Here is a 17,233-nt window from a genome sequence, read left to right as displayed (position 1 = left end):
CATTGCAGTAAGAATAATTCAGCAAACAACTAGCTGAAAATTACGCCATGGAAGCAATGGTTTTTCGAAAACGACTTAATGATAAACCAAATAGAACGCCCCCCAACAAAATCAAAACAAGAAACTGTGGCCAGACCTCGGTAAAACCTGCTCCTCGATACAAAATGGATTGTGCCAACATGACAAAATGGGTATCTGGGGCCAGTAACATAATGTACTGAATAATATCCGGCATACTTTCCCGGGGTGTGCTGGCCCCTGACAGTACTTGTAACGGTAATAGAATCATTACCAACAATAAGCCGAATTGAGGCATTGAACGGGCAACCGTGCCCAGAAAGATGCCTAGTGAAGTGGTCGCAAACAAGTGAAACAATGTGCCCAGTAAAAACAGCCAGACCGATCCCTGTATGGGTACGGCTAACCATGTCTGAACCACCAGCCATAAAGACAATGCTGTTGCTGTGATAACCACTAAAGCCATGGCCCAGACCTTACTGGCCATGATTTCAAAGGGTGTAACAGGCATGACCAGTAAATGCTCAAGCGTGCCATGCTCACGCTCTCTGATAAGCGCTGCTCCGGTTAAAATTATCGATAACATGGTGATGTTATTGATAACCTCCATTACCGCCCCAAACCACTGGCTATTCAATTCCGGATTAAATTTTGCGCGTAACACCAAATCAACTGGTGTCACGCTCTCCTGCCGATGTCGTTTTACAAAGGCGTCAATCTCACCGCTGACGATAGACTGCACATAATTATTACCGGTAAACGCCTGTCCCATACGGGTTGCATCAATATTTAGCTGAATAACGGGTTGATGACCAGCCAGTAAATCACGTTGAAAATTTGATGGAATATGCAAGGCAAATGTATCAATTCCCATATCCATCCGGGCATCAATCTCATGCTGCTCAATCAGCACAGGAGGCAAAAAATAGGGTGGATAAAAGGCATCTACAATGCGCATGGATAAAGGGGAGCGATCATCGTCCACAATCGCTATAGGCGCGTTATTCAAGGAATCAATCATTGCGGTAGCCGCCGCATAAATCGACAAACTGAACGCGTAAACGATAAAGATCATCAATACCGGATCACGTAATAAACTACGCATTTCTTTGACACCCAGATGCAGTATATTGCTGATGGCCATTTATCGTTCCTGCTTTTTCAACAGCATAACGCCGATCAGCATTAATACCGGGACAGCAATAAATAATGCGTTAAATGCGGAGTGCAGATCCGAATAAGACAGTCCTTTGGAAAACACGCCTCGGGAGATAGTTAAAAAATGCGTGGCAGGATAAACCTCACCAATCCATCGGCCCAGGCCTTGCATTGATGACACTGGATCAATCATGCCCGAGAATTGCACTGCCGGAATCAACGTTAATAACGCGGTACCAAATAACGCCGCAATCTGACTACGAGTGAAGGCTGAAATCAACAAGCCCAGTGAGGTAGCACAAACTACATAGAGCAATGCTGCAAATGTCAGAGTGAGAAAACTTCCGGTAAGCGGCACCTGAAAGATAAATACCGCAAACAACACCAACAATACGAAATTCAACATGCCCAGCACGATGTATGGCAATTGCTTGCCGAGTAGAAATTCCAAACGACTTACCGGCGTGACATACAGATTCACGATCGAACCCAGCTCTTTTTCCCGCACTACCGACAATGCCGTCAACATCGATAAAATCAGCATTAGCAACAGTGGAATCATCGCCGGTACCATTGCCACCAGACTTTTCACATCGGGGTTATAACGAAAGCGTGCTTCAATGGTGGCAGGTTGTGCCGTGACAGACGATCCCAGTATTTCCCTTGATTTCATAGTCAGCCAATGACTATGCATTCCCTGCACATAACCACGAATATTCTCACCTCGTGTCGGCATTGAGCCATCAATCCAGGCGCCAATTTCCACCGGTCTGCCTCGAGCCAGATCCCGGCCAAATCCATACGGGATCTCAATTGCCAGGCTGAGTTCGCCGGACTGCATTCGCTGCTCTATTTCGGCATGGCTATATAATGCAGGTTGTTCAATAAAATAACGTGATCCTGATAAATTAAGCGTGTAATCACGGCTGGTCGCTGATTGATCAGCATCAAGCACCGCAAATTTAAGATCTTCTACATCCAGACTGATACCGTAGCCCACCACAAACATCAGCAATAATGTGCCCAGCATTGCCATGGTTAATCTGATGGGGTCTCTAACTAATTCAAGTGTTTCACGTCGAGTGTAACTGTATAAGCGGCGTAGACTAAAGCCTGTGAGCGAAGCAGATGGGGCATCATTTTTAGTATTGGTTTTTATTGATTTTTTAATACCATCATCTGTCATCGGCAGATTTTCCTGGCGCCGTACTTCCTCCTGCAAATAATCGACAAAAGCATCTTCTAATGTGGCGGCATTTCTGGCTTTTATTAAATTCTCCGGCGTATCAGTCACCAACACCCGTCCCGCATGCATCAATGAAATCCGGTCGCAACGCTCCGCTTCGTTCATAAAATGCGTTGAAATAAAAATGGTTACCCCATCCTGCCGAGCCAGGTCCACCATGATTTGCCAGAACACATCACGTGCAATCGGATCAACTCCCGAAGTCGGTTCATCGAGAATCAACATTTCCGGTCCATGGATCATGGCTACGGCAAGTGACAATCGCTGTCTTTGGCCAAGGGGCAAAGCATCCGGCAAACTATCCAATACCGCTTCAAGTTCAAATCGTTTTGCCATCTCGTCTATTCTGACTGCAATGCTATGCGGGGACAGTTTGAATAATCGTGCATGCAAATCCAGATTCTGCTTTACTGTCAGTTCACCGTATAACGAGAATGACTGCGTCATATATCCCACTCGTTGACGGGTACTCAGATCATGTGGATCAATGGTTTTGCCAAATAACCTGGCCTGTCCTTCAGAAGCCGCCAACAGCCCTGTCAACATTTTCATCGTAGTGGTTTTGCCACAACCATTGGAGCCGAGAAAACCAAAAATCTCACCTCGTGGGATACGAAAACTCACCTGATCTACGGCGGTGAAATGACCAAAACGCATGGTGAGATTATCCGCCTCAATGGCAAATTCATCTTGAACAGACTCTTCGCGCGAGGAGATAACAACAGGTTGATGTCGCTGGCGTTGTTCTTCTGGTAACAACGCTATAAAAGCAGATTCCAGCGAGCTGGTAGATGTGTGCTCAAGTATTTGTTGTGGCGTGCCTGTGGTGAGCACCTTCCCCTGATTCATTGCCACTAACCAGTCAAAGTCTGCGGCCTCCTCCATATACGCAGTTGCCACCAGAACACTCATTCCCGGATTATCACTTCGAATTCGGTTAATCAGTGACCAGAATTGGCGTCGTGATAATGGATCCACGCCGGTAGTAGGTTCATCCAGAATGAGTAAATCCGGGTCATGAATCAGCGCACAACATAAACCCAGTTTTTGCTTCATACCGCCGGATAATTTACCCGCGGGCCGTTCAGCGAATGCTGTCAGACCAGTAGCTTCCAGCAATTCGTTGATGCGTTGTTCACGCTCAAGTCGATCATGACCGAATAAACGGCCAAAAAAATCCACATTTTCAAATACGGAGAGTGTGTGATACAGGTTTTTGCCAAGCCCTTGAGGCATATAGGCAATGCGTGGACAAACTGTTTGCCGGTGCTGTTGTTTTCGCATGTCACCACCCAGCACTTCAATAGTGCCCTGCTGAATGGCGTGTGCACCAGAAATCAATGAAAATAAGCTGGATTTCCCCACCCCATCTGGCCCGATAATACCGACCATGCGCCCTGCCGGAATATCGAGACTCAGATCATTTAAAGCTTGCGTTTTACCGTAACAAAGACTGACATTTTTCAGCACCGCCACCAGGCGTTTGTCATTCGACTCTGACAATGCCACGGCTGCCATCAAGGAATCCTCACTGCCAGATGTTCTGGCCATTCTCCCTGGGAATCTTCAAGAACATATGCGACACCCGGAAGGCCGGTTTTCACACGCAATATATAGGTATCCAATAGATCCTGCGGGATCTGGGCACGCACTCTAAACATCAATTTTTCCCGCTCAGTCGCGGTTTCGACGGTTTTGGGTGTGAACTGTGCGACATCGGCCACAAAAGATACTTTAGCTGGAAAGACGTAATCGGGTGCGGCATCAAGAATAATTCTGACATCGGTTCCTAAGGCTAAACGGCCTGCACTGAGGGTGGGTAAAAAGAAAGTCATATACACATCCCGCAGATCGACCAAATTCAACACGCGTCCACCAGCGGCAATGACTTCGCCAGGTTGGGCAATACGATACTGTACCCGACCATCACGGACAGCTTTAAGCTCACTATCAGAAATATCAGCTTGAATACGATCAATACTGGCTTGTGCACCTAATAAGGCCGATTCTGCTCCAGCCATTTGAGCTCGGGCCGTGACAATGGCAGCATCTGCAGCGGCTACCTGAGCCTTTGAGGCACTGACCGCAGCTACCGCACTTTGTTGACGGGCAAAATCATCATCGGCTTCCTGTTGAGAAGTTGCTCCACGTCCAGCCAACGACGAAGACCGTTCATAACGCTTACGAGCCACATTTAATTCAGCCTCACGCTGGGCAACCAGGGCTAATGCAGCCTGTTTTTCTGCTTCGCGCTGTACCAATTGACTATTGGCGATAGCAACAGAGCTCTCAGCTTGATGAAATAATGCCTGGGCCTCTCGTAACTGGGCCATCAGGTTTTCTGTATCCATCCGGGCCACTACCTGGCCCGTGGTGACAAAATCACCTTCTCGAACCAAAATATCCTGTATACGCCCTGCGGTTTTGGCAGCTACATCGATTTCAGTCGCTTCAATTCTGCCGTTGCCATAAACCAGACCGGCATTAGGATCCGGTGCCAAATAAAAACGCCATACAAGAAAAATGGATAAGACAATTATTGCCACAAGCATTAACGCACGAAGCAATTGAGTATTTCGGTTAAGTGGCATCCGTTTTCCCTTATACAAAGAAATTTGCCAAATCGGCGCAACCGGCCAGAAATGTTTTTTAAAGCGGCATTGCCATTTCAGATTATTTGAGGAAGCATTGGAGATTATGGAGTTGCAAAACCCTATATAAATCGCCTAAAGCATGTGGCTGTTTGATTTAAGTTTACAACAGCCAAGCATAATTAAAGCATAGAACATGAATTAACTTAGCAGCTTTTGATGCAGATCAAATGAATTTAGCCACCGAAAAATTATTGATGTTGTTCACACCCTTGGAAAACCTGTTGTTCCACTTTTTCTTCGGCTAACTCATCCGGGAAGGTGTAAGCAAGATTGATCGCCAGATCTACTACCCGCAAGAACTCATCATTTGCAAATTCCGGGCGCATCGTTTGCAGAACTTCCTGTTTGGATTTTCCAGCTTGTTTGTGATGGTAATAATCGCCTGTGAGATTGGCAATAAGCTCACACTGTTTATTATCTGTAGTCTCATCGGCATGAAGCGGCAAGCTAAAAAGTGCCAGGATGGGCAAAGCCAGAATAATGTGTGTTTTCATCGGCAGCTCTTTGATTTGTGTATGTCACTTATGACTCTCGATAAAACATTAAAATCCACTACCTGATAAATATTTAAGATTGTCAAAAAAAAACGGCCTGAAACGGCCGTCTTTTATTAATTAATTGTGTTAGGTCATTTAAGGCTGAGGCGTATTAAAAATTTTCACAATCTGACCGTTTTTAATTACCACATGTGTTTCCTGATGTTCCACTACGCGATATAACCATTTTTCGAAATAATCATTTTCTTCGTCGGAATCCGCCACTTTTCTTAAGACTGGGCGGGTATGTTTGCTGATAAAGGCAGGTTCCCAGAATTGACCACAGATAGCTTTAATATCGTCCGTGCTCATACCGATAGTTATATTGTTAGCACCACATGCCATGCTTTCTTCATGTGATGAAGCACTGCCTGCAAATACACTGCCAGAAAATAGTAGCGCCGTCATTGGCACTAGAAGGGTTGATAATTGCATAACTTTCCTCATACCACAGCCACTGGTTTTAATGAATTCGGGACAATATGCGACCTTAAGGTACAGTTCGTCAACCGGTGTGTTTCATAAAAATCAAAAAACATCTATTTATTCACGAATTTTGGGGTGAGTTTGCACCAGCAACATGGCATTACTAAGCAAGAACAGTTGAATTTTCCCTGTCTCAGATGTTTATACTGACCATCAAACATCTTTCAGGAATGTTATTGCAATGCCGTCAAAACCTATTTATATCAACTATGCTGGTCCTATCCTCCTCGCAACATCCCTTCTTAATAAAGGCACAGCATTCAGTGAAGCAGAACGGCAACAATTTAACTTAAAAGGCTTGATACCCCAACGATTTGAAACGATTGAACAGCAGGCTGAACGTGCCTATCAGCAATATTCCAGTTTTGTCGAGCCGATTAACAAGCATATTTATCTGCGTACTATTCAGGACAATAACGAAACGCTGTTTTACTTCCTGCTGGAACAGCATCTGCAGGAAATGATGCCGATAATCTACACGCCCACGGTAGGTGATGCGTGTGAACGTTTTTCGCAAATCTATCGTCGGGCACGTGGCCTGTTTATTTCCTATCCTGATCGTCACCAGATTGATGAAATCCTGCTCAATGCTACCAAACGCAATGTAAAAGTCATTGTAGTTACTGATGGCAGCCGGATTCTTGGCTTGGGTGATCAAGGTGTTGGCGGGATGGGGATTCCGATTGGAAAGCTTTCTTTGTACACCGTTTGTGGTGGAATCAGCCCGGCCTATACCCTGCCCATCATGCTGGATGTCGGCACTGATAATCCGCATTTATTGGATAGCCCTCAATATATCGGTTGGCAACATCCACGTATTGATGCTCAGCAATATGATGAATTTATGGAACTGTTCATTGCAGCTATCAAAAAACGCTGGCCAAATGCGCTGTTACAGTTTGAAGATTTTGAGCAACGCAAAGCCTTGCCATTATTAACTCGATATCGTGATGAACTTTGCTGTTTCAATGACGATATTCAAGGAACCGCCGCGGTGACTGTTGGATCACTGTTGGCCGCCTGTCGTGCCAAACAACAAACGCTATCCGAGCAAACGATTGTATTTGTTGGAGCCGGTTCAGCAGGCTGTGGCATAGCCGAACAAATTGTGGCTCAGATGATGACTGAAGGCACTAGCGAAGGGGATGCCCGCCAGCGAATTTTTATGATTGATCGGCCGGGACTGTTGACCCAATCATTACCTGGCCTGCCGGATTTTCAACAAAAACTGGCTCAGCTGGATCTGGTGTGTGCTACCTGGAATATTTCAGGCATTAATGCCAACTTGGCTGAAGTAATTGATCATGCACATCCCACGGTATTAATTGGTGTGTCCGGACAGACCGGCATATTTACAGAAAACATCATCAAAACCATGTATTCACATTGTCCAAAACCGATTATTTTTCCATTAAGTAATCCTTCCAAACAAATTGAAGCCCAACCCCAACAGCTTATTGAATGGACCGATGGCAATGCGCTTATTGCGACTGGCAGCCCTTTTATGCCTGTTGCTTATAAAGGCAAGATTTATCCTATTGCCCAATGCAATAACAGTTATATATTCCCGGGTCTCGGCCTTGCCGTCGTTGCTGCCGGAATAGAACGAATTACCGATGATATGTTGATGACTGCCAGTGAAGTGCTGGCTGCGGCATCGCCACTCGCTACCAGTGGTCACCAGGAACTTCTCCCTCCGTTAACAGATACAGCAGATCTGAGTAAAAAGATTGCCTTCGCCGTAGCCAAACTGGCTCAGCAAAAACAACTTGCCCCAGAAATTACCGATAGTGCTTTATTACAGGCGATTGAAGATAACTTCTGGCTGCCACGTTATCGTGAGTATCAGCGGGTGAATGTGTAATTAACACGCATAAAAAACGGCTTGCAGTTATTACTGCAAGCCGTTTCGAACTGATTAATTGTGTTTAGAAATCCATCGTTGCACTTAATGTGACGGTACGAGGAGCACCTAGAACCAAGTATCCTTGCCCTTCATAGCCACCTACCGATGCCCAATAATCACGATCGAACAAATTGTTTACGCGTGCACGTAATGTTAAATCCTGATTGCCTAACTGCAACAAATAACGTGCCCCAATATCCACGGTAGTCCAATCATCGACTTTCAGCGTATTCGCCGCATCAGCGTAACGTGAGCCGGTATAATTCACTCGGCTATCCACGGCTAAACCAGCAACTGTAGGTATTTCCCACTCAGCTCCAATAGTGGCTTGCCATTCAGCAACACCAATTACCCGATTACCATCAAAAGTCTCATCACCTGTATCTTTCTGTTCGGCATCCAGCCAAGTAACACCACCTAATAATTTCACATCATCAGTTGCCATACCGTACATGGTTAATTCAACACCTTGATGTTGATCTTCACCAGACTGCTCTACAACGCCGTTATTATTAATGGCGCGAGGTTTATCGGTAGTGAAGTAAGCCAGTCCAAGTCCAAGCGTATCTGTTTGATATTTCAAACCAACTTCATATTGCTCAGCAACGTAAGGTTCCAAAGATTCCAGATACCCCAAGCCCGTATCGACAGACTCACCCTGTCTTAAACTTTCAATGTAGTTAGAATATAAAGAGACTTGATTTGTCAGTTTAAAAACAATGCCAACTGAAGGAGTAATTTCGCTTTCTTCATAAAAAGTTCGTTCACTTGTGTTGTATGCATAGTCCTCAACTTTAATAGATTGATGTCTTGCCCCTAGCGTCAGCAATATTTGGTCATTAAAAAAGGATAAAGTATCGCCAATAGCAAAACTGTTAAATTTAGTTCTAGCATTTAACGAGGGGGAATCAAGTTCATTTCCTGAAAAAGTCCCATTACCAAAAAGGAATGCTGGCTGGTCAATATATTGTGGATTATAAAGATTAGTAGCAAATTCCCCATCACCAAACTCACCTATGTATGCATTTTTCTTTTCTAGCTGAAAGTAAGAATAAGCAACTACCCAGTCATGACCAATCGACCCAGTATTAAAATTCCCACTAAATCCAAATTCACCTGTATCAACACGATCTTCTCGGGTATTGTCAAACCTACCCATTAAACCGTCTCCACTCTCAGCATCAGTGATTTCAATATTTGCTAATGAGTTTGCTTCATCACTACGACGCATGCCATAGGCAGCCCAAGCTGTTACATTATCATTAAGGTCGTACTCGGCTCGGAATGTACCAAAATAATTTTTTTCATTTGAATATGACCATGGTTGAGCCCAGTTATCGCTTGCGTCCGGTGCCGAGGGTATATCTGAAAGTCCAGAAACAGTAACATTTGTTCTCGTTTCATCTAATTGATGATTCTGATATCCCATATCTGCTGAAAGACGTAATCTATCTCCCTGCCAATCTAAACCAACATTAAATAAATTCAGTTCTGATTCTTCATCGTCGACTGATGTTCCCCCATTTCGATGGGCCGCATTTACCCGTACACCAAATTCATCATTTTCACCAAACCGTCTGGCAACATCAGCAGAAACATTCGCTTGACTGCCACTATCAAACCCAACCGTAACGCGATTCAAATCATAATTTGGTGCACGTTTTGGTAATAGATTGATAGCCCCACCAATGCCTCCTCCGTTTGGATTAGCGCCGGTTAAGAATGAGGAAGCACCTCGCAACACTTCTACTCGCTCAAACAGTTCGGTTGCAATATATTGTCTAGGGAGTAATGAATATAGTCCGTTGTAAGCGATATCATCAGAATTCAGGATAAAGCCACGGATAAAATAAGATTCCTGAAAATTGCCAAAACCTCTCGCCACCCGAACGGTGGGATCATTTTGCAGAACCTCACCGACACTTCGCGCCTGTCGATCCTGAATAAACTCATTGGTATAGCTGGTTATACTAAATGGAGTGTCGAGATTATCTTTTGTACCCAGAATGCCCGCACGTCCACCTTCAGCAACTTGGCCACCTGCAAATTTGGGAGATAAACCTTCAGCAGACGCATCCGCACTGGCCGTGACTGTAATCGATTCCAATTCTGCTGAATCAGTTTCGGTTTCGGCAGCAGATACTGCGTGTGAAGCTAACAAGGCTAAGCTGATAGATATCGCAAGCGGCGATAGTTTAATTCGCATGAACTTTCTCCGGTGAAGAAAAAGAAAAAATCATATGCTACGCATCGACCAGCTTAATGTAAATACAAATCGTTGTCATTTAGATACAAATGACACATATATTTTTATGTCGGAAACATCCAGTTCAACGTATTCCCCTCAGTTTTGCTATTATTTGCCGGTCAAATACTGACATGTCGCTGTGTTATCGCGCATGGTCGACAAAAAAAGCAATGGTTATGTCGCATGACGGGCCATGATTGACCCTTTTTAAATTCAGGATTTTTATGCCAGAGATTATTATTGAAAAAAACCCTTCTGAAGCCCGCTTGCAGGAACTGGGCGTGTCCGGTTGGGAAATTTGGGATTGTCCAGTAACCGAATTCCGTTTGGATTTTGATGAAACCGAAAAAGCTTACATTCTTGAAGGTGAAATTGTTGTCACACCAGATGGTGGCCAACCAGTCACAATCGTTCCTGGTGATTATGCAATTTTCCCAACAGGCTTAAAAAGCATGTGGCAAGTGACCAAACAGCTGAAAAAGCATTACAGCTACGATTAGTAATACTTAAAGGCATCTTCGGATGCCTTTTTTACTTTTACAGTTCTCACAACTTTTCGCCAAGCTATCTGTCATTAGACATTGAGTACTCATAACACTGGAGATTTTATGAAAGTCATCGCTTTTGCAACCAGCAATAGTCAACAATCTATCAATAAGCAATTAGTTACTTATGCAGCGAGTCTGCTTGAGAATGCTGATGTAGAAGTGCTGGATCTGAATGATTATGAACTCCCACTGTTTAGCGTTGATATTGAAAAAGAAATTGGTCAGCCCGCATTGGCTCAAGCCTTTCTGAATAAACTGGGCAATGCCGATGCCTTAGTTATTTCTCTTGCAGAACATAATGGCAACTATTCAGCGGCATGGAAAAACCTGTTTGACTGGTGTACACGAATCGAACAAAAAGTCTTTCAGAAAAAACCAACTGTTCTGTTATCAACCTCTCCCGGTGAACGAGGCGGTGCCACAGTAATGGAAATTGCACTCAATTCAATGCCCCGCTTTGCTGCGGAAATAAAAGGTAATATGTCACTTCCCTCTTTTTTCGATAATTTTGATACTGAGAGCGGGAAAGTTATTCACGCTGAATTTGACAAACAATTGCAAGAAACGATGAAACAATTAACACAATAGTATATTGTCACAATTTAGAAATATGGTTGCAGTATAGTTAAAAAATTTGTCGATATGCTTTTGAATTATTTTTTGTTTAAGGATCTCACATGAACGACTCGATAGCATTGTTGGATTTAAAGAAAAAGTCCCAAAAACTGCTGAATAAAATCAGCGAACAAGCTTCCGTCAATAGCGAAAGAGCCAAGGCTTTATTGCTCTTATCTGAAGGTGCAACTCAAGAAGAAGCTGCTGAAAAGACTGCTTTGAGTGTAGGTCAGGTTCGTTATTGGCTGGGCAGATACCGTGCAAACGGTATGAATTGTTTTCCGGAGCCAATTAAAATCAGTAAAGAAACTGAAAAAAAAGCTTCTACCAATAAAGATAAACAAAAGACAAAAAAATCGAAGGTCAAAGACGGTAAAACTAAAAAAACGGATAAAAAGAAAAGTAAAAAAACCAAATCTAAATAATGTAAAACGCACGTTTACGATTTATGGCTCTATAGCGCTACGGCCTCTGCCACGTTGTGACATATTTATTATCGCCATCTATAAATAAATCCTGTGAGCTTACTACTGTCTGCTATTGTTCTGTATGACAAAAAACATAACTAACCTCAGATCTGCATAAGCGCGCCCTTTTCATTCCTGTTCAACTTGATAGAAGGCTTCTTGGGTTGGAAGGTATAAGCCACCAATCCAGCCATGAGGTGGACCATAAAGCTGACAGGGCTGCGGTGCCGTGAGTGTTCGATTTGAGAAATATTCTTCAATTGGTCAAATATTGTTTCAATCACATAGCGTTTTCTCAACATCAACCGGTCCCATAACGTCATCAGTTGCGGTTTCATATTCTTGCGAATGCCGGTGACCAGCTTAATGCCTTGTTCGGCTAATGACTCTTTAAGTGTTTGAGACAGATAACCTTTATCGCCATACAAGGTGCCCCATAGCTGTTTGACCATGTCCGGTATGGGCTTGCGGTCATCAATATTGGCCGTTGTGATTTTTACTGAAAGTATTTCACCTTGTTCGTTCACTAACAGGTGTAGCTTGAAGCCATAAAACCAGCCCATGGTGCCCTTGCCTCGCTCTGCAACACCGCTAAAGACACGGTTTCGAGGAATGCGAATGTTGTGGCATACCGCCAGTTTGGTTGAATCAACAAAGGCGATGCCGGTTGGTTTGCCGTAACGTTGTGTCATAAAGGCACACAGGGGAACCAGCACACTTTGCAGCAGTTTCAACATGCGGGTATAGCTAACCAGTTGGGGGAAAGCTTGCTTCAAGTGCTTCCGGGCATAGTGTGTATAAAAGGTCTTGAAGTCTCTGAAGCGGAGCTGGTGAAATAAAATCAGAATAGTGATGACTTCACTTTCCGACAACTTGCCAGGCTTGTTCCGGCATTTATCTCCGGCTGCTATCTGCTGGTGTTGCCAGGCCGGGATAAATCTTTGGCAAAAATCATCGACTTCGCAATACATTTTCTCTAAATTGTACATACTTGAGCCCTTTCGTTTCTCGTTTTTGGTCAAACGATTCGATCGTGGCTCAGGCTTTTAGTTCCTCTTTTCTTATGCGCAGCTCAGGTTAACTACATTATGTCTAGAAATGCGTCATATTATAGTCCTCAACAGCCTAGAAATTTTTATCCCCTTTCCCCCCATAATTATGCGGCGTTAGGATCTGTTGAACATGGCATCGCTTGCAACAATGGTTACGATGAAAGATATACCCCCATTGATAATCGAAGCGCAAAGCAAAGTGATGCCTTTCAGCCAACTCCCATGATGCTGGTTTTATCCGTCCCACTGCTGCAAGTGATTTATGTAGAAAAACAACACATCATTATTTCTGCTTTGTCAGGTGACAAAAAAATAATCCCAGAAGTAAAAGAAAAAAATAGACTGGTTGATAATATTTTCTAAAGATTTGGATTAATTTGTCGACAACATTGCTGTAAATCAACCTTGCCGGAATAACTGTCGCGTATAGCTGACAGATATTTGACATTGCGGTTTTTGAGGACATTATATGAACATCCACAGTATTCGCACCAAAAGCTCTTTACCCGTAATGGTTATGGGGTTAACGATTATTATTGTCATCTCGATGTTTTGGTGGATGATGTCCCTACAAGATCGACTGATTGAAATACAAGCGCGTAGTTTTATGCCCGCAAGTGAAGTCATTCTCAATGCCGATCGTGACTTGTATCAAGCTAAACTTGCTCAACTTAATATTCTTTCCGGAGGGTCGGACAGTACCCAACAGGAAACTGATCGCCAGGAAAATATTCAACAAGTCTCAGCACGCTATGCTGATTACCGAGAATATCTGCAAGATTTCCCCGAAGTAGCCGGTGATCCCACTATATTCGATCAAGCTTACCGCAACTGGGTTGCTTCCTCCGATGCCCTTATTGAAGGCTTTAATAATCGCCAGTCACTCAACGCTCTTGAAGAAACAGAAGAACAAAGGTTTGCTGAGTTACGAGATATTCTCGATAAATCAGGTGAGGCAGTGATTAGTGGGTTCGAAGCTATCGAACAAAAATTGGAAGCTGATATAAAAACAAAAATGACGATCACTTTTATAGCTGTTGCTATTGTCTTACTGATTGCCTTAACGTTCAGCTATCTGATACCCAAAAAATTGACTAACGATATTAATTATTTGGTAAAAAGAATTAATGAAATTGCCTCGGGTGATGGTGATCTCACTGCTAGAATAGATGTGTCGTCTAAAGATGAATTCGGTAATCTGGCTCAGGCGTTTAATGTTTTTGTCTCCAACCTGCAGGATCTGATTAAAAATATTCTGTCCCAGGTTGCGAACCTCGGCAATCTCACTGCCAGTCTGTCAGATGCGTCAGTTCATACCAAAGAAATTAACGATAAACTTAATTTATCGACAGAATCCATTGTGAGTGCTGTTCATGAAATGACACTGGCCAACAAAGAAATGGCTCAGGTTGCAACCAATTCAGCTTCTGAGGCAGATCAAACTGCTGGTTTGGCTGATCGTGGTATGGCGGTTGTCAGAACCTCGAATGAAAAAATCGCTGCGTTGATCCGTAATATGGATTTGGTATTGAACTCCTCTCAGGAGCTTGAAACCAACTCAAATAATATCGTTACTGTTTTGGAAGTTATTCGTGGCGTGGCCGAACAAACTAATTTGCTGGCACTGAATGCTGCCATTGAAGCCGCTCGGGCAGGTGAACACGGTCGAGGCTTTGCTGTCGTGGCAGATGAGGTCAGAACTCTGGCAACCCGTACACAGCAGAGCACCAATGATATAGATGAAATTATTCAGAAATTACAATTGTCTGTCAGTGCTTCCGCGAAGGCTATTTCTGAAGGTAAGGTAAATGCTGATGAAACAGCGAATACCTTTGTTGAAGCCGATACAGTTTTCCACGAAATTCAGCAGTCCTCTAACCGGGTAAATGATATGGCAACCCAAACCGCTCAGGCGACTGAAGAGCAAACCTGTGTCGCTGAAGAAATCAGTAAAAATCTGCACGGTCTAAACCAGCAGACAGAATCTGCCAGTGAGGTAGCTGAAACAGGTGAAGAGTTAGCGCAGGAAATCAGACGTTTTTCTGAAAACATGAAACAAATGATGAGCCGCTTTAAAGTCTAGCCACTAGTCGGGGGTGGGTCGAAGACCACATTGTTCCAGCAAATCTTGCCAGGCTTCAGTGTGTTCTTTGATGCGTTGCTGATATAACGCCCAGATATTTTCCTGATAATTCAGATTTAATGTTTGTTGATAATAATCATTAAAAGTCCGCGGCATGATCTCTGTTTGTATCTTTGCCAGTCTAGCTAAGGGTTGAAACAGCTGATCAGCACCGCTGTTTACAGCCGACATATAAGGTTGGACTTTTTCAATATAAACCTTGAAAAACATCGATTCCAGAATCTTGGCCTGATTGTTCGGTCTACCCTGTAAACATAATGGGTTTTCATCAATGCGTTGCTTAAGAATATTGGTTCCATCATCCAGCCGGCTTATCAGTAATCTCGCACTATTGTGTAATTGCCCTGCCCGGCTTCCATATTGCCAACGTTGTTGAATCTCGCCCATATACTCAAGATCCTGTTCATACTGACCTTGAAGCAGTTGCTGAACCCGTTTGTTTACATAAACAATATCTTGATTATAGCTACTGATTTCGTATTGGCTTTTCTCTGGATCATAAAGTCCTGATGACAAACTCATTAGCTGCGCGATTTCCTTTGTTCCCCAGGTAGCATTCCAAATCACACGTGGTAAATACTGTTTTTTTAATTCAATTACTTGCGTCAGCTTTGTTCTTAATGATTCATTGTCAATCTCGACCAGACATTGTTGTGCTGCATCTATAAACTGCAATTCATAACGTAAACTATTCAAGGGCTGCATGACGCGTCCCAGAATCGAGTTTTTTTCTCCCACCACAAATTGCAGTTCACAGCCATATAAAGACAAAAAGTCCAGCATATTTATATCGTGTTCGGGTATGGATAATCGACGGTCTCTAGGTCGCGGAATTCGCTCTATATCAATCAGATCTGAATAGACTGGCTCCACATCCAATACATTGGCTAACCGTTTCACATATTCATCCATCAGGGTTTCCGGTTTTGCCAAAGGGTCGCAGGCACAAAGCAAACATATAAGGCTGAACAGAACTAAAATTCGATATGGAATATTCATTAATATGACAGGTCGAAAGGGTTTAAAAATCAGATATTTGACTGAGACACTTTAAATAGGTTAAAGACTCGTTATAAATTTATTGTATGCTCCATAACAGACTAAAAATATAGGATAGGTATCTTGACGATTACGACAGATACATCTCATCCAATGGTGAGTGATGAATATTTTCAACAATGGCAGGATCTGATTGATCTGTTAGCCGAATTCATGCAAGTACCTGCTGCACTTCTGACGCATGTAGATGAAAATAATCAGCTTGCGGTAATGGTTAAAAACCGTGCATCGACAAACCCCTATCAAAGTAATCAGAAATTTGATTTAAGAGGTTCAGAAACCTATTCCGAATTTGTCATCCATGAACAGAAAACCCTGTTTGTAGCCAATGCCTATGAAGATGCCGCATGGAAAGATAAATATGACCCGACGCTAGGTATGATTAATTACCTTGGCTTGCCCGTCACCTGGCCGAATGGCGACCCGTTTGGCACACTATGTGTTCTCGACACAGAAACGCATTATTACAGCGAATTACAACTCAAGATGATGGTGCAGTTACGCAATATTTTTGAAGCGCATCTTGATATTCTGGAACAAAACCTTGAGTTGGAAGAAGTCGCCAAAACGCTCGAATTTCTTGCCAATACAGATGATTTAACCGGTATATGGAATCGGCGGGCTTTTATTGCCCAGGCAGAAACCGAACTGCAGCGAACTTCTCGTCACAATCGAACGTTATGCCTGTTAATGTTTGATATCGATAATTTTAAACGTATCAATGATTTGCACGGCCATAACACCGGTGATGAAGCTATCAAATTATTTACAGACTGTATTATGAACTCAAAACGCGCTTACGATATTTTTGGTCGTATTGGTGGAGAAGAGTTTGCCATGATTCTTCCTGAAACCGATCTTTCCTCAGCTCGAGCATTAGCCGAACGGATGCGTGAACGTGTAGAACAATTGAACCTGCCATTAGTCAGCGGTGAAAACGTGACTTTCACTGTCAGCATAGGCCTGACCGAATATGGTAAAGAAGATGAGGGTATTTTTGCCCTGCTCTATCGGGCAGATCGTAAACTCTATGAAGCAAAACACCAGGGTAAAAACTGCGTAGTCGCCTGATATGTGAAAACATTTATATCAACTTT

At 43.3% G+C, this 17,233-nt stretch carries 15 protein-coding genes; 7 read left to right on the top strand and 8 right to left on the bottom strand.

The genetic code is table 11. The annotated features are described in order from the left end of the window. Nucleotides 1-40 precede the first annotated feature (40 nt). The 5 genes from Q7A_RS08500 to Q7A_RS08480 form a co-directional block, all read right to left on the bottom strand. Nucleotides 41-1,162, bottom strand: coding sequence for an ABC transporter permease (locus tag Q7A_RS08500; protein WP_014706940.1), 1,122 nt, complete (start codon nt 1,160-1,162; stop codon nt 41-43). Next, on the bottom strand, nt 1,163-3,973 hold the full coding sequence (gene rbbA, locus Q7A_RS08495; protein ID WP_407939498.1) for a ribosome-associated ATPase/putative transporter RbbA: 2,811 nt from the start codon (nt 3,971-3,973) through the stop codon (nt 1,163-1,165). Then, a complete protein-coding gene (locus Q7A_RS08490) occupies nt 3,940-5,013 on the bottom strand; it encodes an HlyD family secretion protein (RefSeq protein WP_014706938.1) in 1,074 nt (357 codons plus the stop codon). The genes rbbA and Q7A_RS08490 overlap by 34 nt, the downstream gene beginning before the upstream one ends. 251 nt (nt 5,014-5,264) lie before the next feature. Further along, nucleotides 5,265-5,570, bottom strand: coding sequence for a hypothetical protein (locus Q7A_RS08485; protein WP_014706937.1), 306 nt, complete (start codon nt 5,568-5,570; stop codon nt 5,265-5,267). A gap of 138 nt (nt 5,571-5,708) precedes the next feature. After that, complete coding sequence (locus Q7A_RS08480; protein ID WP_014706936.1) at nt 5,709-6,047, bottom strand: DUF2845 domain-containing protein; 339 nt, start codon at nt 6,045-6,047, stop codon at nt 5,709-5,711. A 232-nt stretch (nt 6,048-6,279) separates the two neighbouring features. On the opposite strand from Q7A_RS08480, the gene Q7A_RS08475 reads away from it, so the two are divergent. Then, a complete protein-coding gene (locus Q7A_RS08475; protein WP_014706935.1) occupies nt 6,280-7,962 on the top strand; it encodes an NAD-dependent malic enzyme in 1,683 nt (560 codons plus the stop codon). Between the two features lie 64 nt (nt 7,963-8,026). Here Q7A_RS08475 and Q7A_RS08470 read toward each other — a convergent pair whose 3' ends face one another. Then, the gene (locus tag Q7A_RS08470; RefSeq protein WP_014706934.1) at nt 8,027-10,210 is read right to left on the bottom strand and encodes a TonB-dependent receptor; all 2,184 of its coding nucleotides are present in this window, start codon (nt 10,208-10,210) and stop codon (nt 8,027-8,029) included. A gap of 266 nt (nt 10,211-10,476) precedes the next feature. Between Q7A_RS08470 and Q7A_RS08465 the strand changes: the two genes are divergently transcribed. The 3 genes from Q7A_RS08465 to Q7A_RS08455 all read left to right on the top strand — a co-directional run bounded on the left by Q7A_RS08465 (nt 10,477) and on the right by Q7A_RS08455 (nt 11,840). Further along, the gene (locus Q7A_RS08465) at nt 10,477-10,752 is read left to right on the top strand and encodes a cupin domain-containing protein (protein ID WP_014706933.1); all 276 of its coding nucleotides are present in this window, start codon (nt 10,477-10,479) and stop codon (nt 10,750-10,752) included. Between the two features lie 108 nt (nt 10,753-10,860). After that, nucleotides 10,861-11,388 carry an NADPH-dependent FMN reductase gene (locus Q7A_RS08460; RefSeq protein ID WP_014706932.1) on the top strand — a complete coding sequence of 176 codons (528 nt, stop codon included), beginning with the start codon at nt 10,861-10,863 and terminating at the stop codon, nt 11,386-11,388. Nucleotides 11,389-11,477: 89 nt separating this feature from the next. Then, on the top strand, nt 11,478-11,840 hold the full coding sequence (locus Q7A_RS08455; RefSeq protein ID WP_014706931.1) for a helix-turn-helix domain-containing protein: 363 nt from the start codon (nt 11,478-11,480) through the stop codon (nt 11,838-11,840). Nucleotides 11,841-11,986: 146 nt separating this feature from the next. Here Q7A_RS08455 and Q7A_RS08450 read toward each other — a convergent pair whose 3' ends face one another. Next, nucleotides 11,987-12,871, bottom strand: a complete 885-nt coding sequence (locus Q7A_RS08450; RefSeq protein WP_014706222.1) for an IS982 family transposase — start codon at nt 12,869-12,871, stop codon at nt 11,987-11,989. Nucleotides 12,872-12,970: 99 nt separating this feature from the next. On the opposite strand from Q7A_RS08450, the gene Q7A_RS08445 reads away from it, so the two are divergent. Both Q7A_RS08445 and Q7A_RS08440 read left to right on the top strand, forming a co-directional pair. After that, a complete protein-coding gene (locus Q7A_RS08445) occupies nt 12,971-13,297 on the top strand; it encodes a hypothetical protein (protein WP_041354466.1) in 327 nt (108 codons plus the stop codon). A 106-nt stretch (nt 13,298-13,403) separates the two neighbouring features. Beyond that, nucleotides 13,404-15,017 (top strand): methyl-accepting chemotaxis protein, encoded by a 1,614-nt coding sequence (locus Q7A_RS08440; RefSeq protein WP_014706929.1) that lies wholly within the window; start codon nt 13,404-13,406, stop codon nt 15,015-15,017. Nucleotides 15,018-15,020: 3 nt separating this feature from the next. Here Q7A_RS08440 and Q7A_RS08435 read toward each other — a convergent pair whose 3' ends face one another. After that, complete coding sequence (locus Q7A_RS08435) at nt 15,021-15,989, bottom strand: DUF3080 family protein (RefSeq protein ID WP_014706928.1); 969 nt, start codon at nt 15,987-15,989, stop codon at nt 15,021-15,023. A gap of 210 nt (nt 15,990-16,199) precedes the next feature. On the opposite strand from Q7A_RS08435, the gene Q7A_RS08430 reads away from it, so the two are divergent. Continuing rightward, nucleotides 16,200-17,207, top strand: coding sequence for a sensor domain-containing diguanylate cyclase (locus Q7A_RS08430; RefSeq protein WP_048480988.1), 1,008 nt, complete (start codon nt 16,200-16,202; stop codon nt 17,205-17,207). The last annotated feature ends 26 nt before the right edge of the window (nt 17,208-17,233 follow it).

This window comes from Methylophaga nitratireducenticrescens (assembly GCF_000260985.4).
Lineage (GTDB): Bacteria > Pseudomonadota > Gammaproteobacteria > Nitrosococcales > Methylophagaceae > Methylophaga > Methylophaga nitratireducenticrescens.
The sequence above is the reverse complement of the archived record's forward strand: the minus strand, read 5'-3'. Positions and strand labels throughout refer to the sequence as shown.

Excerpts from the sequence above, each read along its gene's own strand:
- Q7A_RS08500 (WP_014706940.1), bottom strand. The coding sequence starts at position 1,162 with ATGGCCATCAGCAATATACTGCATCTGGGTGTCAAAGAAATGCGTAGT.
- rbbA (WP_407939498.1), bottom strand. The coding sequence starts at position 3,973 with ATGGCCAGAACATCTGGCAGTGAGGATTCCTTGATGGCAGCCGTGGCA.
- Q7A_RS08490 (WP_014706938.1), bottom strand. The coding sequence starts at position 5,013 with ATGCCACTTAACCGAAATACTCAATTGCTTCGTGCGTTAATGCTTGTG.
- Q7A_RS08485 (WP_014706937.1), bottom strand. The coding sequence starts at position 5,570 with ATGAAAACACACATTATTCTGGCTTTGCCCATCCTGGCACTTTTTAGC.
- Q7A_RS08480 (WP_014706936.1), bottom strand. The coding sequence starts at position 6,047 with ATGCAATTATCAACCCTTCTAGTGCCAATGACGGCGCTACTATTTTCT.
- Q7A_RS08475 (WP_014706935.1), top strand. The coding sequence starts at position 6,280 with ATGCCGTCAAAACCTATTTATATCAACTATGCTGGTCCTATCCTCCTC.
- Q7A_RS08470 (WP_014706934.1), bottom strand. The coding sequence starts at position 10,210 with ATGCGAATTAAACTATCGCCGCTTGCGATATCTATCAGCTTAGCCTTG.
- Q7A_RS08465 (WP_014706933.1), top strand. The coding sequence starts at position 10,477 with ATGCCAGAGATTATTATTGAAAAAAACCCTTCTGAAGCCCGCTTGCAG.
- Q7A_RS08460 (WP_014706932.1), top strand. The coding sequence starts at position 10,861 with ATGAAAGTCATCGCTTTTGCAACCAGCAATAGTCAACAATCTATCAAT.
- Q7A_RS08455 (WP_014706931.1), top strand. The coding sequence starts at position 11,478 with ATGAACGACTCGATAGCATTGTTGGATTTAAAGAAAAAGTCCCAAAAA.
- Q7A_RS08450 (WP_014706222.1), bottom strand. The coding sequence starts at position 12,871 with ATGTACAATTTAGAGAAAATGTATTGCGAAGTCGATGATTTTTGCCAA.
- Q7A_RS08445 (WP_041354466.1), top strand. The coding sequence starts at position 12,971 with ATGTCTAGAAATGCGTCATATTATAGTCCTCAACAGCCTAGAAATTTT.
- Q7A_RS08440 (WP_014706929.1), top strand. The coding sequence starts at position 13,404 with ATGAACATCCACAGTATTCGCACCAAAAGCTCTTTACCCGTAATGGTT.
- Q7A_RS08435 (WP_014706928.1), bottom strand. The coding sequence starts at position 15,989 with ATGGATGAATATGTGAAACGGTTAGCCAATGTATTGGATGTGGAGCCA.